This window comes from Tsukamurella sp. NPDC003166 (assembly GCF_040611135.1).
Taxonomy (GTDB): Bacteria; Actinomycetota; Actinomycetes; order Mycobacteriales; family Mycobacteriaceae; genus Tsukamurella.
The window spans coordinates 51,538-78,496 of record NZ_JBEXNL010000011.1 but is presented as its reverse complement, the minus strand read 5'-3'; the positions used below and the strand labels follow the sequence as shown (position 1 = coordinate 78,496).

The window sequence follows — 26,959 nt, the reverse complement described above, 5'->3', positions numbered from 1 at the left end:
GATGTCGGAACGCTGCGCGTTGGCCGTCCTCCTCGTGGGGACGGCCGTCGCGTACGTCTGGGGGCTCGGCGCGGCGGGCTGGGCGAACTCCTTCTACTCCGCGGCGGTTCAGGCGGGTACCGAGAGCTGGAAGGCGATGTTCTTCGGCAGCTCCGACGCGGCGAACTCGATCACCGTGGACAAGCCGCCCGCCTCGCTGTGGGTCATGGAGGTCTCCACCCGGATCTTCGGCGTGAACTCGTGGGCGATGCTGGTGCCGCAGGCGCTCCTCGGCGTCGCCTCCGTCGCGCTGCTGTACGCGACGGTCCGCCGCGGGTTCGGGCCCGGCGCCGGGCTCCTCGCGGGGCTCCTGCTGGCCGTGACCCCCGTTGCGGCCCTGATGTTCCGGTTCAACAACCCCGACGCCCTCCTGGTGCTGCTGATGATCGCCGCCACCTGGGCGATGCTCCGCGCGGTCGAGGACGGCCGCTGGCGCTGGCTGATCGCCTGCGGGGTGTTCGTCGGATTCGGCTTCCTCACCAAGCAGCTCGCGGTCATGCTGATCGTCCCCGGGCTCGCGCTGACCTACCTGGTCGCCGGACCGCCGCGGATCGGCAAGCGGATCGCGCAGCTGTGCGCCGCGGGCATCGCGCTGGTCGCCGGCGCGGGCTGGTGGCTGCTCACCGTCGAGCTGTGGCCCGCCTCGTCGCGACCCTGGATCGGCGGCTCGCAGAACAACTCGATCCTCGAACTGACCCTCGGCTACAACGGCCTCGGCCGGCTCAACGGCAACGAGAAGGGCAGCGTCGTGCCGGGCCGCGGCGAAGACGCGTCGTCGTACCTGCCGGGCGGAATGGAGCTGCCCTCCGGATTCGAATTCCCCGGCGGTGGCAAGGGCGGCGGCATGTGGGGCGATCCGAGCATCCTGCGGATGTTCCAGCCCGAGCAGGCCGGGCAGATCGCCTGGCTGATCCCCGCGGCGCTCCTCGCCCTGGTGCTGGTCCTCGTTCTGCGCGGCCGCGCGCCGCGGATCGATGGCGACCGCGCCGCCGTGATCGCCTGGGGCGGCTGGCTTCTGGTCACCGGCATCACCTTCAGCCTCATGGCGGGTATCTTCCACGCGTACTACACGGTCGCGCTGGCGCCCGCGATCGCGGCGCTGGTCGCGATCGGCGTCGCCGTGGGATGGCGCGAGCGCGCGCGGCCGTGGGTGCGGGTCGTCGGGGCCCTCGCCGTGGCGGCGACCGGCACCACCGGCTGGTACGTCCTCGTCCAGACGCCGAGCTGGAACCCCTGGCTGCGCTGGGTGATCGCCGCCGCCGCGGCGATCGGAACGGTCTCGCTGCTCGCGACGCTCCTGCCCGCGGTCCGGCCCGCGCGGGGACTGGTGGGCGTGATCGCCCTCGCGGCCCTCGTCACCGGGATCGCCGGGCAGGTCGCCTTCGCGGCGGAGACGATCGCCACACCCCGGCAGGGCGCGATCGTCTCCGCCGGACCGTCGAGCGGCCACGGCTTCGGCCCGGGACGAGGCGGGAACGACATGCCCGAGTTCCTGAAACGGTTCGCCGAGCGGTCCGGTCCGGGCGGCGACGGTGAGCGGGGGCGCGGCGGACCGTCGTTCCTGATGGGCAGTGAGCCGAGCGCGGCCCTCAAGGCCCTCCTCCTGCAGGACGCGGACCGCTACACCTGGATCGCGGCGACCGTCGGCGCGAACAGCGCCGCCGGCCCGCAGCTGGCGACAGGGAGGCCGGTCATGCCGATCGGCGGGTTCAACGGCACCGACCCGTCACCGACGCTCGCGCAGTTCCAGAAGTACGTGGCGGACGGGAGGATCCACTACTTCCTCGCGGAGTCCGGTGGGTTCGGCTTCGGCGGCGGCTCCGGCACCGCCGCGGAGATCCGGGCGTGGGTGGAGAAGACCTTCACCGCGCGCACCGTCGACGGGACGACCGTCTACGACCTGACCGCTCCGAAGGATTAGAACAGGCGCTCGTCGCCGGCGTCGAAGTCCCCACGGACCTCGATGCCGGAGGCGAGCGCCCCGGCGGGCGGGGTCAAGCCCAGGTGGTGCCACGCGGCCATGGTCGCGACGCGGCCGCGCGGCGTGCGCGCCAGCATGCCGGCGCGCACGAGGAAGGGCTCGCACACCTCCTCGACGGTGCCCGGCTCCTCGCCGACCGCGACGGCGAGCGTCGACACACCGACGGGGCCGCCGCCGAAGCTGCGGATCAGCGCACCGAGCACGGCACGGTCGAGGCGGTCGAGGCCCAGCTCGTCGACGTCGTAGACCTTGAGCGCCCCGCGCGCCACCTCGACGGTGACGACACCATCGGCGCGGACATCGGCGAAGTCGCGGACGCGGCGCAGGAGGCGGTTCGCGATGCGGGGCGTTCCGCGGCTGCGGCTGCCGATCTCGGCCGCGGCCTCGCGCTCGATGGTGATGCCGAGGATCTTCGCGCTGCGCTCGATGACCTGGATCAGGTCCGCGGTCTCGTAGAAATCCATGTGCGCCGTGAAACCGAACCGGTCGCGCAGCGGGCCGGTGAGCGCGCCGGACCGGGTGGTGGCGCCGACCAGGGTGAACGGCGCGACGTCGAGCGGGATGGACGTGGCGCCCGGCCCCTTGCCGACCACGACGTCCACCCGGAAGTCCTCCATCGCGAGGTAGAGCATCTCCTCCGCGGGCCGCGCCATGCGGTGGATCTCGTCGATGAACAGCACATCGCCCTCGACCAGGTTCGACAGCATTGCGGCGAGGTCTCCGGCGCGCTCCAGCGCGGGGCCGGAGGTCACCCGCAGCGCGGTGCCGAGCTCCGCGGCGATGATCATCGCGAGACTGGTCTTGCCCAGACCTGGCGGACCGGAGAGCAGGATGTGATCGGGCGTGCCGCCGCGGAGCTTCGCGCCGTGCAGCACCAGCTGCAGTTGCTCCCGGACCTTCGGCTGGCCGATGAACTCGTCGAGCGACTTCGGCCGCAGCGACTCGGTGTCGTCGCCGGCGAGCGCCGACGGCCCCATGACGCCCTCGACGTCCTCGAACTCGCTGCCGAACTGGCCGTCGACGCCCTCGTCGTACTGCACGTCAGCCGCGTCCCAGCGACTTCAGCGCGTCGCGCAGCAGCTCGGACACCGGCTTGCCCGCGCCCGCCTCGACCGCGGCCGTGACCGCGGGTTCGGCCTGCTTCGGCGTGAACCCGAGCCCCTCGAGCGCGTCGATCAGCTGCTGCGCGACGCCGCCGACCGGCACCGCCGAACCCGCCGGGCCGGAGTCGTCCGACGGTGCCGCGGAGACCTTGTCCTTGAGCTCGATGTGGATCCGTTCGGCGACGCGCTTGCCGATGCCGGGGATCAGGCACAGGGTCTTCAGGTCGCCGGACGCGATCGCCGTCTGCATCTGTGCCGGGTCCAACACGGCGATCGCCGCCATGGCGAGCCGGGGGCCGACGCCCTGCACCGTCTGGAGCAGGTGGAACAGCTCCTGCTGCGGGCCGTCGGTGAAGCCGTACAGTGTCTGCGAGTCCTCCCGGACCACCATCGAGGTGAGCAGGAAGCCCTCACTCCCCCTGGTCAGGGTGCCGGCGGTGTTCGGGGCGACGAGCACCTTGTAACCCACGCCGGCGCACTCGATCACGACGTGGTCGAGACCGATGTGCCGGACCTCGCCGCGCAGCGACGCGATCATCGCACTCCCCCTGTCACCTTCGCGGCCGCGCGGCGCTGCGCCGCGAGCCGCTGCTCGAACATCTTCTTCTGTTCGGCCGCCTTGCGCTCGGCCTCCGCCATCCGCGCGATCATCGGCGCCCGCCAGCTGTGGCAGACCGCCAGCGCGAGCGCGTCGGCGGCGTCCGCGGGCTCGGGCGCCTTCTGCAGGCCGAGGATCCGGGTGATCATCGCCGTGACCTGGGCCTTGCCCGCGTTTCCGTTGCCCGTGACGGCCGCCTTCACCTCCGACGGGGTGTGGAAGTGCACGTCGATCCCCCGGCGCGCGGCGGCCAGCGCGACGACGCCGCCCGCCTGCGCCGTCCCCATCGCGGTGGAGACGTTGTGCTGCGCGAAGACCCGCTCGACCGCGATCACATCCGGTTCGTGCGTGTCCATCCAGAACTCCGCGGCGGTCCATACCGCGAGCAGGCGCTCCGGCAGCGGCATCGCGGCCGGCGTACGGACCACGTCGACGTCGAGCGCGGTCACCTTACGGCCCACCCCCGTCTCGACCACCGACAGGCCGCAGCGCGTGAGCCCGGGGTCCACCCCCATCACCCGCATGACCGCACCTCCGAGCTCCATCGAACACTCAAACCTTTGTTCGAGAGCATACCTTGCATGGTGCGTGCGCGTTCCGACCAACACGCCCCCGCAATTGAACACTGTTACCAACGGTGAAACCGCAGGTCGCGGCGGGCAGTAACAGTGTTCAATCGGCGGCGGGGTGCGGTCTACTCGCAGATGACGGTGGGCACCGGGTCGTACTTGACGGTGCGGGTGTGGCGCGTGGTGTTGCCGGTCCGGGTGTCCGTGATCGTCCGGGTGTTGCTGGTCGTGAAGCCCGGCTGGCCGGTGCTCGCGACGCAGTGGGGCCCCTTCGGCAGCCGGATGGTGTGCGGCTCGGTCGGCAGGGTGCGCGAGCCGGTGCTCGAGGACACCTCGCGGGTCTTGGTGCTCCACATCCGCACCGACACCGACGACGCGCCGCCGCTCGCCTCGATCACAATGCCGTACGGCGTGTCGTTGCGGAACTGCAGGTCGATCGCGCCCTCGAACACGGTGGCCTCCCGCGCCTCGGGGTACCGCGAGATGTAGTAGCTGTGCTCGGTGTGGCCGGCGTCCTCGAGGCCGGCGAAGTACGCGGCGTTGTACAGCGTAGTCGCGAACTGCGAGATGCCGCCGCCCACGGCCTTATCGGGGCGCCCGTTGTTGATGATCCCCGATTCGACGTAGCCCTGCGCCGTGCCGCGGGGACCGGTGTAGCCGTTCAGCGAGAAGGTCTCCCCGGGCAGGACCACCGCGCCGTTCACCTGCTGCGCCACCCGCCGGATGTTCACGCCGGAGGCGTCGCTGAAGCCGCCGGTCGAGAACTCGCTGACCACCTCCCGCACGCCGAGCTCCTTCGCGCGCGCGGTCGTGAGCTTGGGCTCGACGGTCTTGAACTGCGCCGTCGCCGTGCGGCCCTGCGTCGACTGCTCGACGACCGCCTTGGACACCGCGTCGATCGTGGGATCCCACACCACCTCACGGCCCGGGACCGCGTCGGTCACCGTCGGCGTGCCACTCGCGACGCTGAACCCGGCGTCCTTCGGCTTCGCGACCGCCGACTCGAGCCGCGTGCCGAGCAGCTTCTTCGCGGCCTCCCGGTCGACCTTCGGCGCGAGATTGCCCGCGCCGTCGGGCTGGAACGACAGGAACGTGCCGATGTCGGCACCGGACACCCGCCCGACGGTGCCCGCGGGCGTCTGCCCGGAGCCGTCCCGGCGGAGCACGACCTCGGCGGCGACGGCCTGCGCCGCCGCACCGGTCACGACCTTGTGCACGGCGTCCGACGAGACAGTCGGGGTCACCTTCTCCGTGGGGAGCACGATGTCGGTGCTGTCCGGCCAGGCCGCGGCGACGGCTGCCGCGGCGTGCGCCGGGTCGATCCGGTCGCCGGCCTTGGGCTCGACGGCCACGGGCCTGCCGGACCGGTAGACGACGGCGCCGTCGGCGGCCGCCTCAGTGAGCGAGCCGCTCACCTTGGCGAGCGCCGCGTCGAACACCGCGCGGTCGATGATCGACGCCGGATGCACGTGCCGCGCGCTGACGAGACCCACCAGATCGCGCAGCGGCGATCGCTGGTCGATCGCGCGCTGCACCGTGCCGGGCACGTCCATCGTCAGCCCGAGCTCCGCGGGCGTGAGCCGGACGGTGCCCTTGTCGGTGCGCAGCGTCACCGGCTCGGCGTCCGCGCGGCGGGCCGCCTCCGCCAGCCGGGCGGCGGCATCGTCCCGGCCCAGGGCGCCGAAGCCGACGCCGATGGCCGTCGCCCCGTGCACGGTCTCCGCCCGGCCCGTCTCCCAGACGGCGGCCCCACCGGCGCCGAGCAGCAGGGCGGCCACCAGGGCGAGTGCCGGAGCACGGCGCAGCGCCGTTCGGGTGCGAGTCACAACCTGAGAATATCCTGACGCATTATTACCGAGCAGTAGACCCGATGCGATACGTCAATCCTGTGCCCGCGGCGAGAACGATCAGTCCTCCTCGAGCTCCGCCAGGACCTCGTCGGAGATGTCGACATTGGTGTACACGTTCTGCACGTCGTCGCTGTCCTCCAGTGCGTCGACCAGCTTGAACACCTTGCGCGCGCCGTCCACGTCGACGGGCACCTCGACCGAGGCGCGGAAGCCGGACTCGGCGGAGTCGTAGTCGAAACCGGCCTCCTGCAGCGCGGTGCGCACGGCCACCAGATCGGTCGGCTCGGCGATGATCTCGAACTGCTCGCCCAGGTCGCTGATCTCCTCGGCGCCCGCGTCCAGCACGGCCATGAGCACGTCGTCCTCGGACTGGTCGTTCTTGTCGAGCGTGACGATGCCCTTGCGCGCGAACAGGTACGACACCGAGCCCGGATCGGCCATGCTGCCGCCGTTGCGGGTCATCGCGACCCGGACCTCGCCCGCGGCGCGGTTGCGGTTGTCGGTGAGGCACTCGATGAGCACGGCCACGCCGTTGGGTCCGTAGCCCTCGTACATGATGGTCTGCCAGTCGGCGCCGCCCGCCTCCTCACCGCCGCCGCGCTTGCGGGCGCGCTCGATGTTGTCGTTGGGGACCGACGACTTCTTCGCCTTCTGGATGGCGTCGAACAGGGTGGGGTTGCCCGCAGGATCGCTACCACCTGTACGCGCCGCGACCTCGATGTTCTTGATCAGCTTGGCGAACAGCTTGCCACGCTTGGCGTCGATCCCCGCCTTCTTGTGCTTGGTGGTGGCCCATTTGGAATGGCCGCTCATCGATCCCTCGATTCCGTTCGGGTGCGCTGCATCAACCCTGCGAGTTTACGTGAACGCCCGCTCCAGCTCAGCGAGCGCGTCTTCGAGGTGGTGGATGATCCGCTGCACGTGCGGCACCGACGTGCGGCACGCGGTGATCCCGAACTCGAGGTTCCGGTTGTTGGTGCAGATCGTGATGTTCACCGCCTGCCCCTCCCACGGGATCGACGCGGGGTAGACACCGTCCAGACGGGCGCCGTTCCAGTACATCGCCTCCCGCGGCCCCGGGACGTTCGAGATGATCAGGTTGAACGGCGGCCGCGACACGCCCTGATAGCCCGGCAGCATGCCCGGGGCGAGCCCGGCGATGTTGGCAGCGCTCACCGCCAGGACCTGCAGCGGCGACAGCTCACCCATCACCTTGCGGGCCGAGATCACCGATTCGCGGATCACCTCGAGCCGCTCGCTCGCCTCCGGGAGGTCGGTGCCCAGCGTCGCGATGATGGCACCGACGGCGTTCGCGGCATCCACGTCGTCCGCGTCCTTGCGCAGCGACACCGGCACCATCGCGGTCAGCGAGCGGTCGGGGAGCTCGCCGAGCTCACCGAGGTAGGCCCGCAACGCGCCGCCGCACATCGCGAGCACCACGTCGTTGACGGTCGCGCCCGCGGCCTTGCGGACGGCATCGATGCGGTCGAGCGAGTAGGACTGCGCCACGAACCGGCGGGCGCCACCGATCGGCACGTTGAAGATCGTGTGCGGGGCCTGGAACGGGGCCATGTAGTCGCGGTCGCGGAACGCGCTGCCCGCCACCTTCAGCGACGCCGGGAGCATGCCCAGCACCTCGCCCGTGAGACCGCCGACCTGCTTGACCGCGCTCAGGGGGTTGAACGGCAGGAACCCCTTCGAGGTCCCCTCCGTCGCCTCGCCCGACGGCGCCGGCTTCCGCCGCCGCCCCAGGCCCGGCTGCCACACGACGCGCCCCTCCCGGTCGTCGGGGTCGTTCGACAGGGCCAGCGTCATGTACCGCAGCGCGGAGACACCGTCGACCAGCGAGTGGTGCACCTTCGAGTACACGGCGAACCGGCCGTCCTCGAGTCCCTCCACGACGTGGATCTCCCACATCGGCCGGTGCCGGTCGAGCAGCGTCTCGTGCCACAGCGACACCTGCTGGAAGAGCTCGCGGATCCGGCCCGGCTTCGGCAGCGCCGAGTGCCTCACGTGGTACTCGAGATCGATCGAGTCGACCTCGGACCACCAGGTGTTCCCGAGAATGCCCACCGGATCGGCGGGGCGGCGGCCGAATTTCTCGCTCACCGCGACGTGCTCGCGCATCGTCTCGACCACCGACCGGACGAAGTCGGGACCCGCATCCTCGGGCGGCGTGAACAGCTGGAGCCCGCCCACGTGCATCGGATGCTCGCGGGACTCCGCCATCAGGAACATCGAATCGGTCACCGGCATGTAGCTCACGAAGCCACTCCCCTTGCTCCTACGACGGCGCTGTCACGCGCCCCGGACGACGTCCACGAAGCGCCGGTGGATCCGCAGATCGCCGGTGACCTCGGGATGGAAGGATGTGGCCATCGTCACACCCTGCTGAACAGCGACCACCGTACCCGCCGACTCCCCGGCACCGTCGGGCACCCTGGCCAGCACCTGGACGCCCGGCCCGACCCGCTCCACCCACGGCGCGCGGATGAACACGGCGCGCACCGGGTCACCGTCGATCCCGGCCACCTCGAGGTCCGTCTCGAACGAGTCCACCTGCCGGCCGAAGGCGTTCCGGCGCACCGTCATGTCGATCGCGCCGAGGCAGCGCGCGTCGGGCCGCGTGTCGAGCACCTCGGAGGCGAGCATGATCATCCCGGCGCACGATCCGTACGCCGGCAGGCCGTCGGCGAGCGCGTCGCGGAGCGGGTCGAACAGGTCGAAGACGCCGAGCAGTCGACTCATGGTGGTCGACTCGCCGCCGGGGACGACGATGCCGTCAACGGCCGCCAGGTCGGCCACCGTGCGCACGACCGCAGTGTTCGCCCCCACCGCCTCGAGCGCCTGACGGTGCTCGCGCACGTCACCCTGGAGAGCAAGGACCCCGATCCGCACAGTCACGGAGAGCCAGCCTAGGCGGCTACTCCCGGAACCGGTGCAGGCCCTCCTGGATCACGACGGCCACCAGGGTCCCGTCGAGCGCGAAGATCCGCCCCGCGGTCAGGGCGCGGCCCTCACCGGCGGACGGGGAGGTCTGGTCGTAGAGCAGCCATTCGTCGGCGCGGAAGGGCCGCAGGAACCACATCGCGTGGTCCAGGGACGCCACCTGCGTGTCGACGCCCGGATGCCCGACGCGGGCGGAGGTCAGCAGCGTCATGTCGGACATGTACGCGAGCGCACTCGTGTGGATGTTCTGATCGTCCGGCAGCCGGCCGATGTGCTTGAACCAGACCTGCTGGTGCGAGGCGCGCCGCTGGTAGGGCTCGGTGACGTCCTGCGACACGATCCGGATGTCCCAGGTGTTCCACTCCTGGATCAGGCCCCGGCTCTCCTCGGACGCGTTCGGGTCCTCGCGCGGACTGGGCACGCTCTCCGGGGCAGGAGCGGGCGGCATCTCATCGGCGTGCTCGATGCCCTCCTGCCCGGTGATCTGGAACGACGCGGACATGGAGAAGATCGCCTCGCCGTTCTGCACGCCGTTGACGCGACGCGTGCAGAACGACCTGCCGTCGCGGATCCGGTCGACGAGGAACACGGTGTCGGCGTCCGGGTTGCCGGGCCGGAGGAAGTAGCCGTGCAGCGAGTGCACCTGCATCTGGGCCGGGACGGTCTCGATCGCCGAGCGCAGCGCCTGTCCCGCGACCTGGCCACCGAAGGTGCGCGCGAGGATCGACGGTGCATGGATACCGCGGAAGATGTCGCGGTCGATCTGCTCGAGACTCAGCAGCGCTTCGATGTCAGCCACGAGGGATGACTCTACTTACATCACCAGTCCGGATCGGTCGGTTCCGTCGTCGCGTCGACCACGATCACGGTGACGTTGTCGCGGCCGCCGGCGTTCAGTGCCGCGGCGACGAGCTGATCGGCGCACTCGTCGATGGGTACGTCCGAGTCGAGGATCTGCCGGATCTCGTCATCGGTGAGCTCGCCGTTGAGGCCGTCCGAGCACACCAGCAGCTTCTCGTGCGGCTGCGCCGGCACGATCCAGAAGTCCGCGTCGGGCTCCATGCCGGCGCCGAGGGCGCGGGTGATCACGTTGCGTCGCGGATCGACCCGCGCTTGTTCAGGGCTGAGGAAGCCACCGTTGATCAGCTCCTGGACCTGGGAATGGTCGACGGTGAGCTGTTCGAAGTAGCCCTCCGCGAGCCGGTAGGTCCGCGAGTCGCCGATGTTGACGACCAGCCAGTGGGGCACGCCCTCGTAGGTGGTCAGCAGCAGGCCGGTCACCGTCGTTCCGGCGCGCTTGCCGGTCTCGGAGTCGATCGCCTCGATCGCCGCGTGCGCATCGCGCAGCCGATCGACGACCTGCTCCATGACGACCTGCGCCTCCGCCGGCTCCGGTCCGAAGACCTCGGCGAGCGCCTCGAGCGCGGCGGCCGACGCCACCTCGCCCGCGTCGTGCCCGCCCATGCCGTCGGCCAGCAGGAACATGCCCGGGCCGGTAAGCGCACCGTCCTCGTTGGTCAGGCGCACCCGCCCCGGATTACTGATGGCGACCCATTTCATGGACACGCCGCCCTGCACCCCGTAGACGATCTCGGAGCGCGCCTCCCCCGCGTCCGTCGTCATCCGCCGAACACCTTGAAACTCCGCTGCCCCATGTGCACGACGCTGCCCTTCTCCACGGCGTACCTGATTCCCTTGGTGAGCTCGGTCCACGAATCGCCGTAGGCGATCGCGGACCCGTTGGTCGAGCCCACGTCCTCCACCCACAGTTCACCGCGGGTGATCCCGAACAGCAAGTGCGTCTTGGACACCGACGCGGTGTCGTCGACCAGCACGTGCTTGGTGATCGTCGATGAGTCCGCGCCCGCGGGCAGCACCGGCTCGCGGCCGATGATCCCGTCGCCGCGCACGTCCACCGAGTGCCCGTCGTCGAACCGCAGCACGATCGGCGCGCCGCCCGACGGTGCCGGAACGGGCGCCCCCGGACGGGGCTGCGGCGGGCGACCCACGGGTGGCTGCTGCACCGGGTGTCGGCCCTGCGGGGCGGTACCGCCCGGACGGGGCGCCGGCTGCGGCGGCTGCGGCGGCTGCTGCATCGGCCGCGGCGACGGGGCCTCGCGGGTCGGGCCCTGCGGGGACGGCGCGACCGGCGCCGACGGTGCCGCAGGCGGCGGCGCGAAGGCCGCGGCGGGCGGGAACGCGGCGGTCTGCTCGTCGCCCTCGGTGGGCGGCGGACCGAAACGCGGCGGGATCGGCCGCAGGCCCGGCACGTCGTCGGGCAGCGGGGGCAGCTCGGGCGGCGTCATGCGCTCGCGCGGCTCCTCGACCTCGACGACCTCGGTCGCCGCCTCGGCGCCGATCGGGTCGATCCGGGTCTCCTCGGGCAGCGGAGTCGGGATGCGCTGTAGCCCCCGGTCCGGCTCGCCCGTCACCAGTCCGCCCAGCGGGCCCGACGGTGCCGGGGCAGGCGCGCGGACGACCGTCGCGACATCGGCCTCGTCGACCGTCGTCGTGCGGGATGCCTTCTCGTGGACGCCGCGCCGGGCACCGTCGGCCAGAACGGACCAGCCCGGCAAGTAGACCAGCGGCGCCAGCACGTTGAACACGACGGAACGGATGGCGGCGGCCGGGAACCCCACCACGCGGTGCGAGTCCGCATCGACGACCTTGAGGCCGGCGAGGATCTTTCCGGGGCTGGCACCGAACACACCGTGCAGCACGATCGAGGCGATGATCGCGACCGCCGCGCCGATCCCGACGAATATCCAGCCCATCTCGAGCCCGGCGGCCACGTCGATGATCAGGGCGATGGCGACCGCGGTGGACGCGATACACAGATCCGCGATGTACGCGAGCACGCGCAGCGCCACCGGCGCCGACTCCACCCGCGAGCCGCCCAAGGCCACGGTCGTCTGTGCCCCGTACCCGTCGGTGGCCCTGGCCGTTGCTTGGTCTGACATCCTCCGCCTCACTGATTTCACGATTTTCCGGTGTCACCCGACATGCGCAGCACCGACGCTAGCGCGAATCCCCCGACACCGGCGGGCGACATGCCGTTACCAGCCGCGTTCCGCGAGGCGGTGGGGCTGCGGGATGTCATCGACGTTGATCCCGACCATGGCCTCACCCAGGCCGCGCGAAACCTCGGCGAGCTTGGCGGGGTCGTCGTAGAACGTGGTCGCGGCCACGATGGCCTTGGCCCGCTGCTCGGGGTTGCCGGACTTGAAGATGCCCGAGCCCACGAAGACGCCCTCGGCGCCGAGCTGCATCATCATCGCCGCGTCGGCCGGGGTCGCGATGCCGCCCGCGGTGAACAGGGTGACCGGCAGCTTGCCGTTCTTGGCGACCTCGACGACCAGGTCGTACGGGGCCTGCAGCTCCTTGGCCGCGACGTACAGCTCGTCCTCGGGCAGCGAGGTCAGGCGGCGGATCTCGTCGCGGATCTTGCGCATGTGGGTGGTGGCGTTCGACACGTCACCGGTGCCGGCCTCGCCCTTGCTGCGGATCATCGCGGCGCCCTCGGTGATGCGACGCAGGGCCTCACCGAGGTTGGTCGCGCCGCAGACGAAGGGCACCGTGAAGGCGAACTTGTCGATGTGGTTGGCGTAGTCGGCCGGGGTCAGCACCTCGGACTCGTCGATGTAGTCGACGCCCAGCGCCTGCAGGATCTGCGCCTCGACGAAGTGCCCGATGCGGGCCTTCGCCATGACGGGGATGCTGACGGCCTCGATGATGCCGTCGATCATGTCCGGGTCGGACATGCGGCTCACGCCGCCCTGCGCGCGGATGTCGGCCGGGACGCGCTCGAGCGCCATGACGGCCACCGCGCCGGCGTCCTCGGCGATCTTCGCCTGCTCGGGGGTGACCACGTCCATGATCACGCCGCCCTTCAACATCTCGGCCATGCCGCGCTTGACGCGCGCGGTGCCGGTGACGGGTGCGGTCTGGGGATCAGTGGACACTGACGGATCTCCTCGTAGCTGGACGTGTGGGGGCTCCAGTATTCCCGATGACGGTGCGCCGTTCCCAGCCCGGGTCGCCGGGGCGCGCGCACGCGGACATCACAGACGACATGCACTTCACGACATCGCCGATACAGTGGCGGCATGTGTAGGCATTCGCGCAGAGCGACGCCCCGTCCGTGAGCATCACCGTCGGCGTTCTCCCGTTCCTCATCGACACGGATCTTCAGGTCGGACCGGGCTTCGCGCCCGCGGCCGTCGAGGACTTCGTGGCCCGCTGGTCCCTGGCGCCGTCGCCGGACGGAGAGGACGAGTACCTGACTGCGGACGACATCGCGCACGGGACGCTCCCTCGGATCAGCGCGTCCACCGCGGAGTTCGCGATCCACCGTCCGGTCGCCGACGAGGTCGACATGGCGATCGACCTAGGGCGGAGAACTGGGTCATCCGCGACACCGACGGCGTGCTCACGGCCGCTCATCGCGACGGCCGTGTCGTCACCGTCGAAGCCGGGGCAGACGGCCCCGTCATCACCTCAATGTGACGGCCACGTCCTTCGTCCTGCGGGACTTGTTCTCTCCCGCGGGACTTTTCGACGGTGCCTCCGCGCTCCCGCGGGAAGTTCTCACCGAATAGATGGATACAACCCCCGTCTTGGTGGGAACCTCCCGCGGCAATCGCCGCACCGGCGCCCACGGCGGTTCCATGCCCTGTATCGGCGCCGGTCGGCCTTTCTCGATCGCCGCCGTGCCGGTCATCATTCAGGGAGAATCCAATCCGACGGCGTGGGGGCGCCGAGGTTCGGGGGAACCACGATGACTGACGGCGAATCGGTGCTGCGCAAGCACCGGCAGGAATTGATCGCGACGGGCGGTACCGACCGCAAGATCCGACGATGGCTCAACGATGGACAGATGACCAGGGTGTGGCGTGGCAGCTACCACCAGGGGAAGAGACTCGAGCCGTGGGTCGAGCTCGCGCTGTCCGCCCGAGCGGCGGCGGAACGATCGGGCGCGAATCTGGTTCTGAGTCACGCAGCGGCGGCGGCACTCCTCGGGATGGAGGCGCTGACCCGCGACTGGAAGACGGTCGACTTCACACGGGACGGACGGCGCGGCGGCACCGTCGACGGGAAACGGCGCGTGCACATCCGGCGCCTGGATGCCGAGGACATCACGGTCGTCGAGGGCATCGCGGTGACGACGATCGCGCGAACGGCGCTCGACCTCGCGCTCGCGGGCGACTTCGAGCAGGCGATCTGCGCCCTGGACGCGGCCCTGCGGGTGGGCGTCACCCTCGACGAGCTCCACGCGGCGATGGATCGCCTGGGCAGACGAAGAGGCATAGCGATGCTGCGCGCGGCACTTCCCGAGGCGGACGGCCGATCGGAGTCTGTCGGCGAATCCCGCAGCCGGGCGTTGATGCTGACCTGGCCGGAGATCCCACGCCCCGACCTGCAGCGCGAGTTCTTCACCCCTGCCGGCGCACTCGAGGCGCGGGTGGACTTCCTCTTCGGTGGGATCGTCGTCGGCGAGTTCGACGGTGAGGGCAAGGAGAAGAAGGGCTTCGACGCCGCGGCGCGACTGAAGCGCGACACCGAACTCATGGACCGCGGCCTGTGGCCGACGCATTGGCGTTGGAAGGACTGCAAGGAGCCGGATCGTCTGCGGACCAAGCTGCAGGATGCCCTCCGGCCCCACGGCCTCCTCCTGGACAGCTCCTCCCGCGGGAAGTCTTCACCGAATCCGGGGTTGCAACCCGATGCTCGGTGATTTTCTCCCGCGGGAGTGAGCGCCCGGCCCTCGGGAGCAGGGCGGGTGGCCGTGACGGCCACGACGACTGGGGGGCCGGACGGGATCAGCGCGTCCAGACGGACCGGGCGGGCTCGGATGCCACTGACCGCCCGTCCCCGCGCGCGATGACCAACCCGCCGGCACTCACGGTGTAGATCGTGTCGTTGCGCGCCTCACCCTGCGGATCGGGGTTCCGTGCGCGGTAGACGCCCGCGCCGGCGACCGTCGCGGGCAGCGTGAGGCCGCTGTTGTCGCCGGACGCGCGGGCGCCGCGATACGTGTACGTGCCGCCGGAGCTGCAGATCACCACCCGCGAGCCGGATCCGGCGCCGGAGGTGAGCATCGCGACCTCGAGAGTCTCTCCGCCCGCGCACCGGGCGGGGCTGCCGACGAAGCCGTAGGCGTCCGTGCCGGGCACCGTCGGGACCCGTGCGCTCGTCGTCGCACCGGTGGTCGACGGTGCCTCTGTCGCCCCTCCCGTCGCCCCACCGGGCGGCGCGGTCGCGGTCACCGTCGGGGCCGCCGAGCCGGAGCCCGAGCGCCCGAACACCAGGTACCCGACGACGCCGAGGGCTACGACCAGCACCGCGATGAACGCCACGAGGCCGATCACCCGTCCGTTCCCCCGCGCCTGCGGCGCGGGCACCGGGGTGGGATGCGGCACATACGCGGGCACCGGCGCGGGCGGGGGCGTCTGCTGGATCGTCGTCGGAGGCGCGGCGGGAGGCCGGTGCGGCGACATCGGCCCGACGGTGGGCCGTCCGTCCGGCCGTGCGGCGACGAGACCCGCCCGGAACGCGCGGGCGAACTCGGCGTTGTCGGCGTAACGGTCCCGCGGCTGTTTCGCCATCGCCCGTGCGAAGACCGCGGCCAACCCGGGCGGCAGCCCGGCGAGCCGCGACGCCGGATCGGGCACCGGCGCACTCAGATGCGCCATCATCACCGAGCTGGGCGAGCCGGGACCGAACGGCGGGGTGCCGGTGAGCAGCTCGAAGGCCGTGCACGCCAGCGAGTACTCATCGGCCCGGTTGTCGAGCGGCCTGCCCTCGATCACCTCGGGCGCGAGGTAGGCCATCGTGCCCACGGCGACGCCGGTCGCGGTCAGCGAGCTGGCGTCGTCGCTCGCCTTGGCGATACCGAAGTCGACGAGCTTCACCACCGGCGGGCGCCCGGACCGGGACGGTTCGAGCAGGATGTTGCCGGGTTTGACGTCACGGTGCGTCAGCGTGCGCTCGGTCCAGGCCCAGTCCAGCGCACTGCCCACCTGGTCGAGCACGTCCGCGACCGTCGGCGGCGGCAGCGGGCCACGCGTGCGCAGGTACTGCGCCGCGTCCTCGCCCTCGACGTACTCCATGGCCAGCCACAGCCGGTCCTCGAATTCGCCGCGGTCGTAGATCGTGACGATGTTGGGGTGGCGGAGCCCGGCCAGGATGTCGGCCTCGCGCAGGAACCGCGCCGCGAAGTTCGGATCTCCGCCGAACTGCGGGCCGAGCAGTTTCAGTGCGTCCTGCCTCGGCAGCCGAGGGTGCTCCACGAGGAACACCTCGCCCATTCCACCTGCGCCGAGACGCCGCACGACGCGGTACCCGGAGATCTCCTTCGGCGTCATCTCTCCTCCTACTCGACGCGGGCCGGAACGTCCGGCGCCGAACCGGCGGCCAGCGCGGCCCGCACGTCCGGGACCAGGTCGGCGAGCGCCGCCGGATAGACGGGGTCCGCGAGCGCCCGGATCTCCTCCGCGCTGCACCAGCGCAACTCGTCCAGGGTGCGCCGCTCGAGGTCCGTCCAGCCCGACGGTGCCGGCTCGAACCGTTCGCAGGCGACGGCGAAGAAGTACTCGACGGAGTCGAAGACCTCGCCGTCGAAGGTGAACACCGCCTCCCGGCGGTACAGGGGGCCGACGAATGCGGCGGGCGGAAGTGTGCGCCCGGTCTCCTCCAGCAGCTCCCGGGCCGCGGCCGCACGCAGGTCCTCGCCCCGTTCGACGCCGCCGCCCACCGTGAACCACCAGTGGCCGGCCGGGGATACGCCCTCCGGAACGGGCTCGTGGCCTCGGATGAGGAGGACGGCACCGTCGGCGTCCACGACGATGACCCGCGCGGACACGCGCCGTTCGTCGGTCTCCGCGAGCAGCGCGGCGGGGAGCACGCCGCCCCGGTCGACGATGTCGAAGTACTGCGGCATGGGTGCCGTGCCGCCGAGGTGCAGCAACCTGACGAAGCGGCGGCCGCGCAGCGCTCGGGTGTCGCGGACCGCGTCGTTGTGGAACCTGCGGGCCATGGTGACACGCGTATCGGCGTCCGCGATCTCGGCGACGAGGGAGCGGGGCAAGGTCTCGATGTCGATGGCGCCGATCGCGGCGGAGAGCTGATTCTCCCGGGGCTCGCGGTCCTCGGGCGCGGCGTTCTCGGCGCGGTCCGCGGCCCCGCGGAGCGCACGGGCGGCGTCCTCGGGGATCGACGCCGCGACGGCGCGGGCCACGGCGGACCGTCGGGCCAACGCTGCGTCGAGCGCCTGCATCGACAGGTCGACGCGCACGTGCAGGCGGTCCAGACGGTGCGCGGTCTGGTACGCCAGCGCCGCGACGATGAGCACCGCGACGACGATCAGCCCGATGACGAGGACGGTGGTGGCGGTCAGGTTCAGCACGGGTGCGCCCTCGCATCAGTCATCGGACCCGCTCGCTTCGCTCCCGGCGCCCGGGATGGTCACGACCACGCCGGGCACGGCGACGGTCTCGTACACGCGGATCACCTGCTGGGCGACCACCGACCAGTCGAACCGCCAGACCACCTCGGACGCGTGCGTGACGAGCTCCGCGCGGCGCAGATCATCGGACAGCAGGCCGGCGATCGCGGAGCCGAGCGCGGCACCGTCGCCGACGGGGACCAGTACGCCGGCCTCTCCCCCGTCCAGCACGCGCTCGAAGGCGTTGAGGTCGCTGGCGACGACGGCGGTGCCGGCGGCCATGGCCTCGACGAGGACGATGCCGAAGCTCTCGCCGCCCAGGTTCGGCGCGACGTAGACGTCGGCGGAGCGCAGCGCGGCGGCCTTCTCCTCGTCGGTCACCGCGCCGAGCAGGCGCAGGTGCTTCGCGTAGGGTCCGGCCTCGCGGAGCAGTTTCTCGTCGTCGCCGCGGCCGATGACGAGGACCTCGACATCGGGATGCTCCTCCGCGATCGTGGGCAGCGCCTCGAGGAACACGGCCATACCCTTGCGCGGCTCGTCGTAGCGGCCGAGGAAGAGCACCGTCTTCCCCGGGCGCGGATAGCCGGGCAGCAGATCGCCGTTCGCGAAGTGCGAGACCTCGACGCCGTTGGGGATCTCGATCGCGTCCGATCCGAGCGATTCCATCTGCCAGCGCCGGGCGAGCTCGGAGACGGCGATCTTTCCGCGGATCTTCTCGTGCGAGGGGCGCAGCACGCTCTGGAACACCGAGAGCACCAACGACTTCTCGGTGGACGTGTGGAAGGTCGCGACGATCGGGCCGTCGGCGATCGCCAGCGCGAGCATGCCGAGACTGGGCGCGTTGGGTTCATGCACGTGCAGAACGTCGAAGTCGCCCTTGCGGATCCACTTGCGAAGCCGCCTGAAGGCCTTGGGTCCGAAGGACAGTCGGGACACGGACCCGTTGTACGGGATCGCGACCGCCTTACCCGACGAGACGGCGAAGTCCGGCAGCACCGTCTCCTTCGACGACGGTGTCAGCACCGACACCTCGTGCCCCATCCCGATGAGCACGCGGGCCAGGTCCACGACGTGCGCCTGCACCCCGCCCGCGACGTCGAACGAGTACGGGCAGATCATCCCGATCCGCATCAGCGCACCTCGGTGCCCTCACCGGGGGCATCGGGCCCGACGGTGCCGTCCGCCCCGCCCGGCCCGACGGTGCCGTCCGGCGCATCGCTGCCCAGGATCCGGTCCCGGCGCGCCTGCGACCAGTCGGCCTCCCACAGTGGCTGCAGCATGTGCCAGTCGGCGGGATGCGCGGCGATGTTCCGCTCGAATGCGTGGGCCAGCTGTTGCGTCGCGTCCTCGATGCCCTTGGACACGTCGATCGGGTCCTGCGAGGTGAAGCCCCAGGCGTCGCCCTCGAACCAGCAGTGCACGGGCAACAGGGGCGCGCCGGTGTCGATGGCCAGCTTGGCCGGGCCGGCGGGCATGCGAGTGCGCTCGCCGAAGAAGGTCACCGGTACGCCGTGGCGCGCCAGGTCCCGCTCACCGAGGAGGCAGATCGGCCGGCCCTCGTGCAGACGCCGCGCCAGCGCCTGCATCGGAGGTTGCTCGCCCCCGGAGAGGGGGAAGATCTCGAAGCCGAGCGACTCGCGGTACTCCACGAACCGCCGGAACAGCGATTCCGGCTTGAGGCGCTCGGCGACGGTCGCGAACCGGCCGTACTTCTGCGCGAGCCACACGCCGGCCATGTCCCAGTTGCCGCTGTGCGGGAGCGCGAGCACCGCACCGGTTCCCGCGTCCATCGCCTCGTGCAGGCTCGGGGTGTCGACGTACTGGTCCAGCGTCGCGCCGAGCTCGACGAGGTCCATCGACGGCAGCCGGAAGGACTCGCGCCAGTACCGCGCGTAGGACCGCGAGGACTCCTCGATCAGGCTCTGCGGCACCGCGTCCGGCGTCGTCCCCAGCACCCGGGCCAGGTTCTTGCGCAGCTGGACGTTGTCGCCGCGGGCACCGATGCGGCCGCCGATGTCGTCGATGAGGAACTTCGCCGCGAACTCAGGCATCCGCTTCGTCAGGGCCCAGCCGGCCCGATAGGCGAGGTCGGCAGCCTCTTCCCTGGGGTCGATCACGCGCTCTCCTCGCCCTGCGTCGTGGTCGCCGCCGGGAGCGGCAGCAACTCGGTGGCGCCGGGCGAGCGTCGCACGGTCAGTGCGCGCTGCACGACGGTGACGACGCTCGTCACCGCGAGCAACCACATCGCGGCGTGGATCGCCCACCACACGCCGAGGCCGGTGAAGCCGGCCCCGACGAGCACGATGATGAGGCGCTCCGGACGCTCGATCCAGCCACCGTCGCCCCGCAGGCCCGACGCCTCGGCCCTGGCCTTGGCATAGCTGATCACCTGGGAGGTGACCAGGCAGATCAGGGTGGCGATGAGCAGGTTGTAGCGGTTGTCGGAGGTGAACACGGCCCACCAGGCGAGGCCGGCGAAGATCGCGCCGTCCGCGACCCGGTCGCACGTGGCATCGAGCCATGCCCCGAACCGGGTGCCACCCCCGCGTACGCGGGCCATCGCACCGTCGAGCATGTCGAACATGACGAAGAACCAGATGATCATGGTTCCCCAGAACAGGTGGTCCGCGGGGAACAACCAGAGCGCCGCACCCACCGAACAGACTGTGCCGAAGAGCGTGACCGCATCAGGGGTCAGACCGGTCTTGATCAGGACTCCCGCGATCGGATGCGTGACCTTGGAGACCGCCTCGCGACTGAAGATCGACGACACCTAGACCTCCTCCCAGGCCTTCGCCATCAGCGCCCGGGTCTGTCCCAGCAGCTGCGGCATCACCTTAGTGCCCGAGAGCACGGTGATGTAGTTCGCGTCGCCGGGCCATCGGGGCACGATGTGCTGATGCAGGTGCTCGGCGATCGAGCCGCCGCCGGACCGGCCCAGGTTGAAGCCCACGTTGAACGCCGCCGGCCGCGAGATCCGCTTGATCACCCGGATCGTCTTCTGGGTGAGCTTGATCAGCTCGAAGGCCTCGTCGTCGGTGAGGTCCTCGAGCTCGGCCACCTGCCGGTACGGCACGACCATGCAGTGCCCCGGGTTGTACGGGAACAGGTTGAGCACGACGTAGCAGTACTCGCCCCGGGCCACGATCAGCCCGTCCTCGTCCGCGAGCTTGGGGATCTCGAGGAACGCCGTGCTCCCCTCCGGGACGGGAGGGGAATCGACGAGGTAGCGCATCCGATACGGCGTCCAGAGCCGCTCGATGGTCTCGTCACCGTCGCCGACCCCGAAGTCCGTATGCGCGCCGCCGTCCGTGCCGTCCGTCATCGATTCCTCTCCCCGTCTCGTCCGTCGGTCCGGTCAGGCGGTCCCGACGGTGCTCTGCGCCGGTCCCAGCAGCTCGGCCGTCGGGGACTCGTTGCGGCGCGCGTGCACCCAGTGGACGATCCGCTGCACGGCGTCGTCGACCGGCACCTCGTTGACCTGGGTGCCGTCGCGGAAGCGGAAACTCACCGCGCCAGCGTCGCGGTCGTGCTCGCCCGCGAGCAGCATGAACGGCACCTTCTGCGTGGTGTGGTTGCGGATCTTCTTCTGCATGCGGTCGTCGCTGTGGTCGACCTCCGCGCGGATCCCGTGCTTGCGGAGCTCACGGATCACCGTCTCGAGGTGGTCGCCGAACTGCTCCGCCACCGGGATACCGACGACCTGCACGGGCGCGAGCCAGCCCGGGAACGCGCCGGCGTAGTGCTCGGTGAGCACGCCGAAGAACCGCTCGATGGAACCGAATTTCGCCGAGTGGATCATCACCGGCTGCTTCTTGGTGCCGTCGGCCGCGGTGTACTCCAGGTTGAAGCCCGCGGGCTGGTTGAAGTCGTACTGGATCGTCGACATCTGCCAGGTGCGCCCGATCGCGTCCTTCGCCTGGACCGACACCTTCGGGCCGTAGAACGCGGCCCCGCCCGGGTCCGGCACGAGCTGCAGGCCGGACTCGATGCACACCTCTTCGAGGATGGCGGTCGCCTCGGCCCACTGGGCGTCCGAGCCGATGAACTTGTCGGAGTCACCCCGGGTGGACAGTTCCAGGTAGAAGTCGTTGAGACCGAAATCGCGCAGCAGCCCCAAGATGAATTCGAGCAGGTGCTTGATCTCGTCCTTCGCCTGCTCGGCGGTGACATAGCTGTGCGAGTCGTCCTGCGCGAACCCGCGCACGCGGGTCAGGCCCTGGATCACGCCGGACTTCTCGTAGCGGTACACGTGACCGAACTCGAACAGGCGCAGCGGTAGCTCCCGGTACGACCGGCCGCGCGAGCGGTAGATCAGGTTGTGCATCGGGCAGTTCATCGCCTTGAGGTAGTAGTCCTGCCCCTGCTTGGTGATCTGCCCGTCGGCGCCCCGCTCCTCGTCCACGTGGAGCGGCGGGAACATCGTGTCCGCGTAGTACGGCAGGTGCCCCGAGGTGTGGAAGAGGTTCTCCTTCGAGATGTGCGGCGTTCCGACGTACTCGAAGCCGTTCTCGATGTGCTTGGCGCGGACGTAGTCCTCCATCTCGCGCTTGATGATGCCGCCCTTGGGGTGGAAGACGGGCAGACCCGAACCCAGCTCGTCGGGGAAGCTGAAGAGGTCCAGTTCGGCGCCGAGCTTGCGGTGGTCGCGCTTCTCGGCCTCGGCGAGCAGCTCGAGGTACTCGTCCATCGCCTCGGGCGATTCCCACGCGGTGCCGTACACGCGCTGCAGGTCCGCGTTGTTCTGGTCGCCGCGCCAGTACGCCGCGGAGCTGCGGGTCAGCTTCACCGCGGGGATGTACTTGGTGGTCGGGACGTGCGGGCCGCGGCAGAGGTCGCCCCAGATCCGTTCGCCGGTGCGGGGATTGAGGTTGTCGTAGGCGGTGAGCTCGGCGCCGCCGACCTCCATGACCTCGCTGTCGTCGGCCGCGCCCTTGTCGTCGATGAGCTCGAGCTTGTACGGCTCGCCCGCGAGTTCGGCGCGGGCCTCGTCCTTGCTCGCGTAGACGCGGCGGCTGAACCGCTGCCCCGCCTTGATGATCTGTCTCATCTTCTTCTCGAGGCCCTTGAGGTCCTCGGGAGTGAAGGGCTCGGCGACGTCGAAGTCGTAGTAGAAGCCGTCCTTGATGGGCGGGCCGATGCCCAGCTTGGTGCCCGGGAAGCCGTCCTGGACCGCCTGCGCCAGCACGTGCGCCGCCGAGTGGCGGATCACGCTGCGACCGTCGTCCGTGTTCGCCGCGACGGACTCGACCTCGGTGTCGGTCTCGGGGATCCAGCTCAGGTCCTTGAGGGTGCCGTCGGCGGTCTTGACGACCACGACCGCCTCGGGGCCCTTGTTCGGCAGGTCCAGGTCGCGCATGGCTGCCCCGGCCGCGATTCCGGCGGGGACGACGAAGGTGGTGCTCACGGTGCTCCTAGTCATGTAGCGGGCGGCATACCTGGCCGCACGCGGTTGTCAGTCCGGTCGATCCTATCGGTCCCCGGCGCTCGGTCGCCGCGCGAGGCGACGCTCATGCGAGCCGCGCGCGCCGCTCCTGCGGAGTCTGTCGGGGGCAGCTCAGACACTTGCTCATACCGGGGCACAGGTAGAGGAGGCAGCAGGAGCCCCGCCGGACGACGGTGCCGCGCCCCGGGACCTCGTCGAACCGCGCCGCCGGGGCGTCCGGTCCGCACGCCTGCAGCATCCGATCGGCGACGGTGCGCGGCTCCCGCGTCTCGAGCGCCACCGCGGCGATCGAGTCCGTTCCGATCGCCCAGAGCGAGCGTTCCGTCGCGCCGCAGCCCTGCGCGATCTCGGGGATCAGTCGGTGGAACGCACGTGCCAGGGCGCCGGTCGGGTCGTCCGACGGTGCCGCCTCCCCCACCTCCGGCCATCCGCCGGCCCCGGTCCGGACGGGCGCGGCGGCACCGTCGAGCCCGGCGACGGCGAGCCGAGCGAGCGCCCCGGACAGCGCGTACCAGTACAGGATTCCGGCCACGCGCAGGTCGGGGGCGCGGACACCGCGCCGGAGCGCGTCGATGGGGTCGTCGAGCATCGGGCGTCACCCGAGGAGAGGGCCGGCGAGCCACGCCCAGTGGACGCCGAACCAGCCGGCGACCAGACGCAGGGCGCCGAGGAGCCAGAGGGTCGCGAGAACGATCGCGCACGTGCCCAGGCCGAACAGCACCTTCACGATGCCGCGCTGGCGCGAGAGCCATGCGGCGAACCGATCGTAGCGGGCTCTCGCGAAGCGTAGAAGTCTTTGCGCCCAGTCGAATTCGGTGGCGAGAATACCGAGACCCGCGAACACGATGAGCCAGCCCGGCCCGGGATACGGGATCGCGATGACGCCGCACACGAGCACGACGGCGCCGACGACGCCGACGCCGATGCGCCACGTGAGCGCACCGAACCGCGTGGACCTGATTCTCCGACGCCACGCGCGGAGCCCCGCGGCGGGTGCGTCCGCCTGTTCGTCGTGCATCCCCCCACGGTACCGGCGCCCTCGTCCACATTCCTCCCCCGCCATTTCCCGCGGCTTGCGATCGCTATTCGCCGAGGGCCTATTCGAATAGTAATACACCGATTTCCGTACTAGTAAGATCGCAAATCGATAGAACGAGTTCCCTTAGATCGCAGACGTTTTCGCTACTGCGAGGTAACAAAATTAGTTTTAACAACGGCTGCCGAAAACCATTGGTATCGCCCAGCAATGGTGATAACTTCAGAACTCCCAGGACATCCACAGGCAAGCTTCAGGCACTCACCGTGAGGGCCGGTGCGGAGCCTCCACCTGGGTCCACATCCCTTCCATCGGCGTTCTCGTCCGAGCTCGCCACACCTTCATGAACCGGAGGTTCTCCATGTCCACTACCTCGCCCAAGCATGCCCGAAAGACGGTGCGCCGCAGCGCTGTCGCCGTAACAGCCGTCGCCGCCGCGGCAGCGATGACGGTGGCCACGCCGGCCGCCGCGAACGCATCGACGCCCACCGGCAATCCCCAGGTCGACGCGATCCTCGGGGCCGCGCCGTTCCTACCCGGCGGCATTCCCCTGATCGTTATTCCGCAAGTCGCCCCACAAATCAATCAGGGTGTCGCCGTGTGGAACCAGATCCCCGTGGTCAGCAGCCTGATCCCCGTCTCGAACGCCAGCGGCACCATCATCTCGACCGGCCAGGTCACCGGCGCCCCCGCGGGCTGGCTCGGTGGAGGACAACAGAACACCTTCTCCGTGGGCGCCCCGCTCGGGCTCGGCGGGCTCACCAACACCACCTACGGCCTCGTCGGTGCCAGCTTCGGTCCCAGCGGTCTCGGCGGAGGCAGCATCGGCGGCAACAACACGACGCTGAGCGGCCCGCTCGGCAGTGGACTGAACCTCAACACCAGTCTCGCCGCTGTCACGAACCCGCTCACCGGTCTCACCACATGGACACCGACTCTCGGCCTCGGCGCCACCGCTCCGCTCGGTCTCGGCGGGGCCTCGGCGACGATCGTCCCCGTCACGGTGACCTACGGCCCCAACACGTTCATCGTGGGCCTCCCCGCCGTGAACCTGGGCCTGACCACCCCGCTCGGCGGCGGCACGCTCGGACTGAACCTGGGTAGCATCGGCTTCCAGAACGGCCAGCTGGTCCTCGTGACGCCCAGCGTCACCGGCGCCATCACCACCCCGCTCGGTGGGGGCAACCTCGGTGTCACTCCCGGGACGATCAAGGTCGGCACCGGCGGTCTCGACGTCACCGCTCCGAACGTCACGTTCGGGACGACCGTCCTCGGCCAGAACGTCGTGAGCGGCAGCGTCGTCGGCGGCTCGGCAACGGTGTCGCCCACCAAGGTCGAGGTCGACGGTCCGTCGGGCACCGTGATCGCAGGTCCGACCGGCGCGCAGGTGAAGGTCTCCGGCGACGCCGGCGATCTCAAGGTGACGCCCACCGAGGTCAAGGCCACCGGTCCGTCCGCAAGCACCCAGGTCACCACGCCAGTCGGCAACGGCGGGGCGCACGTCGAGACGGGCAGCGTGAACGTGTCGAACGGTGTCGGCACCGTCACGGGCCCGACCGGCGGCGCGAATGTCAACACACCGGCGGGTAGCGGCCAGGTCGAGGCCTCGGGCGGCCAAGCCACGGTGAACACGAACACCGGCAGCGCGTCGGTGACGGGTCCGAAGGGCTCGGTCGAGACCCAGACCGCCGCGGGCAACCACGGCGTCGAGGCCGATACGGGCGCTGCGAGCGTCGACTCGAACGGCCCGCACGTGACCGACACCCCCTCGGTCGACGTGCACTGACCTCCGGTCGATCCCACGGCGGCCGGGGCTACACGCCTCGGCCGCCGTCGGCGGGTCCGGTTGGATCCGCAGCGCACTTGCGAGTCCGTCAGTACAACCAGACGGACTGCGCACCGGTGTCGCCGATCCGGTACACCCAGATGGCACTGCCCACCGCCAGCACGACGATCACGACGGACAGGACCCAGCCGGCGATCCGACGCCCGCCGTGCAGCTGGTCACCGTCGCCCGACCGGAAGTCGTGCACCGCCCAGAACGCGAGCGTCGCAACGAACAACGGCGCGATCCACCAGATCATCTCGTGACCGAGATCGATGTGCTGTGCGAGCACCGGATTGATGTGCTTCTTCGTGTCCGCCAGCGCCTCGCCCGCGTTCGTCGTGATCGGGGTCAGCACGGTGGCCACGAGCGCGACCAGCGGCACGAGGAAGCCGAGCCGGCGACGCGCAGCGGGCCAGACCACGGCCGCGATCGAGAGGACGACCGCGAGCACGATGAAGACCACGGCGAAGTGCACGAGCAGCGGATGCAGAGGTACGCCGTTGAAGGTGGGTGCACTCGTGTGAGCGGTCATGCCCTTCAGGAGAAGCCGTCCGGCTGGGACTCCGCTGTGAGCACACTGCGAGGTCGGCGGGACGTCAGCCCTTCGTGAGCTCCTGCGCGAGCATGACGATGATGCCGCTGGGGCCGCGGACGTACGTGAGCCGATAGATGTCCTCGTAGGTGCCGACGCCGCGGAGCGGGTGGCAACCGTGCTTCGCGGCGATCGCGAGGGCCTCGTCCAGATCGTCCACGGAGAAGGCGACGCGGTGCATGCCGATCTCGTTGGGCAGCGTCGGCTCCGTCTCGATGGCGTCGGGGTGGATGTACTCGAACAGCTCGATGTGTCCCTGCCCTCCTGGTGTTTCGAGCATCGCGATCTTGGCGTGGTTGCCGTCGAGTCCGACGGCGGTGTCCGTCCATTCGCCACTGACCGTCTGGCGGCCGATGACGCTGAGGCCCAGATCCGTGAAGAATGCGATGGTCGCTTCCAGGTCGCGGACCGCGATTGCGACGTTCTCTAGTGTGATCGGCATGTCCTCGAGGCTATGCGCGGCCGCTGAGGTTCGTTGTGCGAATCACCGATGCGGGACATCGAGATGGGGCCGCCGTCGGGCGG

Annotated in this window: 25 protein-coding genes; 3 read left to right on the top strand and 22 right to left on the bottom strand. The window is 70.4% G+C overall.

Annotated features, from left to right (window positions below):
* Position 1: 1 nt before the first annotated feature.
* A complete protein-coding gene (locus ABZX10_RS14090) occupies positions 2-1,960 on the top strand; it encodes a glycosyltransferase family 39 protein (protein WP_355540723.1) in 1,959 nt (652 codons plus the stop codon).
* Here ABZX10_RS14090 and ruvB read toward each other — a convergent pair.
* From ruvB to pdxS, 11 genes are all read right to left on the bottom strand, one after another.
* Positions 1,957-2,997 carry a Holliday junction branch migration DNA helicase RuvB gene (gene ruvB, locus ABZX10_RS14085; RefSeq protein ID WP_355540720.1) on the bottom strand — a complete coding sequence of 347 codons (1,041 nt, stop codon included), beginning with the start codon at positions 2,995-2,997 and terminating at the stop codon, positions 1,957-1,959. The two genes, ABZX10_RS14090 and ruvB, sit on opposite strands and share 4 nt — an antisense overlap.
* A gap of 64 nt (positions 2,998-3,061) precedes the next feature.
* Positions 3,062-3,661 carry a Holliday junction branch migration protein RuvA gene (ruvA, locus tag ABZX10_RS14080; RefSeq protein WP_355540522.1) on the bottom strand — a complete coding sequence of 200 codons (600 nt, stop codon included), beginning with the start codon at positions 3,659-3,661 and terminating at the stop codon, positions 3,062-3,064.
* A complete protein-coding gene (gene ruvC, locus ABZX10_RS14075) occupies positions 3,658-4,245 on the bottom strand; it encodes a crossover junction endodeoxyribonuclease RuvC (RefSeq protein WP_355540717.1) in 588 nt (195 codons plus the stop codon). Before ruvC ends, ruvA begins: the two co-directional genes overlap by 4 nt.
* 170 nt (positions 4,246-4,415) lie before the next feature.
* On the bottom strand, positions 4,416-6,116 hold the full coding sequence (locus ABZX10_RS14070) for a VanW family protein (RefSeq protein ID WP_355540519.1): 1,701 nt from the start codon (positions 6,114-6,116) through the stop codon (positions 4,416-4,418).
* Between the two features lie 81 nt (positions 6,117-6,197).
* Positions 6,198-6,953: a YebC/PmpR family DNA-binding transcriptional regulator gene (locus ABZX10_RS14065; RefSeq protein WP_355540516.1), complete on the bottom strand. Its 756-nt coding sequence runs from the start codon at positions 6,951-6,953 to the stop codon at positions 6,198-6,200.
* Positions 6,954-6,998: 45 nt separating this feature from the next.
* Positions 6,999-8,396: a wax ester/triacylglycerol synthase family O-acyltransferase gene (locus ABZX10_RS14060; RefSeq protein ID WP_355540714.1), complete on the bottom strand. Its 1,398-nt coding sequence runs from the start codon at positions 8,394-8,396 to the stop codon at positions 6,999-7,001.
* 42 nt (positions 8,397-8,438) lie between these two features.
* The gene (gene pdxT, locus ABZX10_RS14055) at positions 8,439-9,044 is read right to left on the bottom strand and encodes a pyridoxal 5'-phosphate synthase glutaminase subunit PdxT (protein WP_355540513.1); all 606 of its coding nucleotides are present in this window, start codon (positions 9,042-9,044) and stop codon (positions 8,439-8,441) included.
* A 19-nt stretch (positions 9,045-9,063) separates the two neighbouring features.
* Entirely contained in the window at positions 9,064-9,888 is an 825-nt protein-coding gene (locus ABZX10_RS14050; protein ID WP_355540510.1) for an acyl-CoA thioesterase II, read from the bottom strand.
* 20 nt (positions 9,889-9,908) lie between these two features.
* Entirely contained in the window at positions 9,909-10,712 is an 804-nt protein-coding gene (locus tag ABZX10_RS14045) for a protein phosphatase 2C domain-containing protein (RefSeq protein ID WP_355540507.1), read from the bottom strand.
* Positions 10,709-12,049, bottom strand: a complete 1,341-nt coding sequence (locus ABZX10_RS14040; protein ID WP_355540504.1) for an RDD family protein — start codon at positions 12,047-12,049, stop codon at positions 10,709-10,711. The genes ABZX10_RS14045 and ABZX10_RS14040 overlap by 4 nt, the downstream gene beginning before the upstream one ends.
* 96 nt (positions 12,050-12,145) lie before the next feature.
* Positions 12,146-13,051 (bottom strand): pyridoxal 5'-phosphate synthase lyase subunit PdxS, encoded by a 906-nt coding sequence (pdxS, locus tag ABZX10_RS14035; RefSeq protein ID WP_269451150.1) that lies wholly within the window; start codon positions 13,049-13,051, stop codon positions 12,146-12,148.
* An 815-nt stretch (positions 13,052-13,866) separates the two neighbouring features.
* On the opposite strand from pdxS, the gene ABZX10_RS14030 reads away from it, so the two are divergent.
* Positions 13,867-14,823: a hypothetical protein gene (locus ABZX10_RS14030; protein ID WP_355540499.1), complete on the top strand. Its 957-nt coding sequence runs from the start codon at positions 13,867-13,869 to the stop codon at positions 14,821-14,823.
* Between the two features lie 85 nt (positions 14,824-14,908).
* On the opposite strand, the gene ABZX10_RS14025 is transcribed toward ABZX10_RS14030, so the two are convergent.
* From ABZX10_RS14025 to ABZX10_RS13985, 9 genes are all read right to left on the bottom strand, one after another.
* Entirely contained in the window at positions 14,909-16,453 is a 1,545-nt protein-coding gene (locus ABZX10_RS14025) for a serine/threonine-protein kinase (RefSeq protein WP_355540496.1), read from the bottom strand.
* 8 nt (positions 16,454-16,461) lie between these two features.
* Positions 16,462-17,490 (bottom strand): NUDIX domain-containing protein, encoded by a 1,029-nt coding sequence (locus ABZX10_RS14020; RefSeq protein WP_355540711.1) that lies wholly within the window; start codon positions 17,488-17,490, stop codon positions 16,462-16,464.
* An 18-nt stretch (positions 17,491-17,508) separates the two neighbouring features.
* Positions 17,509-18,663 (bottom strand): glycosyltransferase family 4 protein, encoded by a 1,155-nt coding sequence (locus ABZX10_RS14015; RefSeq protein ID WP_355540493.1) that lies wholly within the window; start codon positions 18,661-18,663, stop codon positions 17,509-17,511.
* Positions 18,663-19,646: a phosphatidylinositol mannoside acyltransferase gene (locus ABZX10_RS14010; RefSeq protein WP_355540708.1), complete on the bottom strand. Its 984-nt coding sequence runs from the start codon at positions 19,644-19,646 to the stop codon at positions 18,663-18,665. The genes ABZX10_RS14015 and ABZX10_RS14010 overlap by 1 nt, the downstream gene beginning before the upstream one ends.
* The gene (gene pgsA, locus ABZX10_RS14005; RefSeq protein WP_355540490.1) at positions 19,646-20,305 is read right to left on the bottom strand and encodes a phosphatidylinositol phosphate synthase; all 660 of its coding nucleotides are present in this window, start codon (positions 20,303-20,305) and stop codon (positions 19,646-19,648) included. The genes ABZX10_RS14010 and pgsA overlap by 1 nt, the downstream gene beginning before the upstream one ends.
* The gene (locus ABZX10_RS14000) at positions 20,306-20,857 is read right to left on the bottom strand and encodes an HIT domain-containing protein (protein WP_355540487.1); all 552 of its coding nucleotides are present in this window, start codon (positions 20,855-20,857) and stop codon (positions 20,306-20,308) included.
* A gap of 33 nt (positions 20,858-20,890) precedes the next feature.
* Entirely contained in the window at positions 20,891-22,891 is a 2,001-nt protein-coding gene (gene thrS / locus ABZX10_RS13995; RefSeq protein WP_355540705.1) for a threonine--tRNA ligase, read from the bottom strand.
* Positions 22,892-23,042: 151 nt separating this feature from the next.
* A complete protein-coding gene (locus ABZX10_RS13990; RefSeq protein WP_355540484.1) occupies positions 23,043-23,567 on the bottom strand; it encodes a (2Fe-2S)-binding protein in 525 nt (174 codons plus the stop codon).
* 6 nt (positions 23,568-23,573) lie between these two features.
* On the bottom strand, positions 23,574-23,996 hold the full coding sequence (locus ABZX10_RS13985) for a TIGR02611 family protein (protein ID WP_355540481.1): 423 nt from the start codon (positions 23,994-23,996) through the stop codon (positions 23,574-23,576).
* A gap of 379 nt (positions 23,997-24,375) precedes the next feature.
* On the opposite strand from ABZX10_RS13985, the gene ABZX10_RS13980 reads away from it, so the two are divergent.
* Positions 24,376-25,800 carry a hypothetical protein gene (locus tag ABZX10_RS13980; protein ID WP_355540478.1) on the top strand — a complete coding sequence of 475 codons (1,425 nt, stop codon included), beginning with the start codon at positions 24,376-24,378 and terminating at the stop codon, positions 25,798-25,800.
* An 88-nt stretch (positions 25,801-25,888) separates the two neighbouring features.
* Here the strand turns inward: ABZX10_RS13980 and ABZX10_RS13975 are convergent, their stop codons facing one another.
* Together ABZX10_RS13975 and ABZX10_RS13970 are read right to left on the bottom strand one after the other, a co-directional pair.
* Positions 25,889-26,374, bottom strand: coding sequence for a DUF2231 domain-containing protein (locus ABZX10_RS13975; RefSeq protein WP_355540475.1), 486 nt, complete (start codon positions 26,372-26,374; stop codon positions 25,889-25,891).
* 64 nt (positions 26,375-26,438) lie between these two features.
* Positions 26,439-26,876: a VOC family protein gene (locus ABZX10_RS13970; protein ID WP_355540472.1), complete on the bottom strand. Its 438-nt coding sequence runs from the start codon at positions 26,874-26,876 to the stop codon at positions 26,439-26,441.
* Positions 26,877-26,959: the final 83 nt, after the last annotated feature.

What these genes read in the sequence shown, in the direction of transcription:
- ABZX10_RS14030 (WP_355540499.1), top strand. Translation starts at nt 13,867, where the DNA reads ATGACTGACGGCGAATCGGTGCTGCGCAAGCACCGGCAGGAATTGATC.
- ABZX10_RS14090 (WP_355540723.1), top strand. Translation starts at nt 2, where the DNA reads ATGTCGGAACGCTGCGCGTTGGCCGTCCTCCTCGTGGGGACGGCCGTC.
- ABZX10_RS13980 (WP_355540478.1), top strand. Translation starts at nt 24,376, where the DNA reads ATGTCCACTACCTCGCCCAAGCATGCCCGAAAGACGGTGCGCCGCAGC.
- ruvC (WP_355540717.1), bottom strand. Translation starts at nt 4,245, where the DNA reads ATGCGGGTGATGGGGGTGGACCCCGGGCTCACGCGCTGCGGCCTGTCG.
- ruvB (WP_355540720.1), bottom strand. Translation starts at nt 2,997, where the DNA reads ATGGGGCCGTCGGCGCTCGCCGGCGACGACACCGAGTCGCTGCGGCCG.
- ABZX10_RS13970 (WP_355540472.1), bottom strand. Translation starts at nt 26,876, where the DNA reads ATGCCGATCACACTAGAGAACGTCGCAATCGCGGTCCGCGACCTGGAA.
- ruvA (WP_355540522.1), bottom strand. Translation starts at nt 3,661, where the DNA reads ATGATCGCGTCGCTGCGCGGCGAGGTCCGGCACATCGGTCTCGACCAC.
- ABZX10_RS14040 (WP_355540504.1), bottom strand. Translation starts at nt 12,049, where the DNA reads ATGTCAGACCAAGCAACGGCCAGGGCCACCGACGGGTACGGGGCACAG.
- ABZX10_RS14025 (WP_355540496.1), bottom strand. Translation starts at nt 16,453, where the DNA reads ATGACGCCGAAGGAGATCTCCGGGTACCGCGTCGTGCGGCGTCTCGGC.
- ABZX10_RS14045 (WP_355540507.1), bottom strand. Translation starts at nt 10,712, where the DNA reads ATGACGACGGACGCGGGGGAGGCGCGCTCCGAGATCGTCTACGGGGTG.
- ABZX10_RS13975 (WP_355540475.1), bottom strand. Translation starts at nt 26,374, where the DNA reads ATGACCGCTCACACGAGTGCACCCACCTTCAACGGCGTACCTCTGCAT.
- ABZX10_RS13990 (WP_355540484.1), bottom strand. Translation starts at nt 23,567, where the DNA reads ATGCTCGACGACCCCATCGACGCGCTCCGGCGCGGTGTCCGCGCCCCC.
- ABZX10_RS14015 (WP_355540493.1), bottom strand. Translation starts at nt 18,663, where the DNA reads ATGCGGATCGGGATGATCTGCCCGTACTCGTTCGACGTCGCGGGCGGG.
- ABZX10_RS14060 (WP_355540714.1), bottom strand. Translation starts at nt 8,396, where the DNA reads ATGCCGGTGACCGATTCGATGTTCCTGATGGCGGAGTCCCGCGAGCAT.
- ABZX10_RS14065 (WP_355540516.1), bottom strand. Translation starts at nt 6,953, where the DNA reads ATGAGCGGCCATTCCAAATGGGCCACCACCAAGCACAAGAAGGCGGGG.
- ABZX10_RS14000 (WP_355540487.1), bottom strand. Translation starts at nt 20,857, where the DNA reads ATGACGGACGGCACGGACGGCGGCGCGCATACGGACTTCGGGGTCGGC.
- thrS (WP_355540705.1), bottom strand. Translation starts at nt 22,891, where the DNA reads ATGCGCGACCTGGACCTGCCGAACAAGGGCCCCGAGGCGGTCGTGGTC.
- ABZX10_RS13985 (WP_355540481.1), bottom strand. Translation starts at nt 23,996, where the DNA reads ATGCACGACGAACAGGCGGACGCACCCGCCGCGGGGCTCCGCGCGTGG.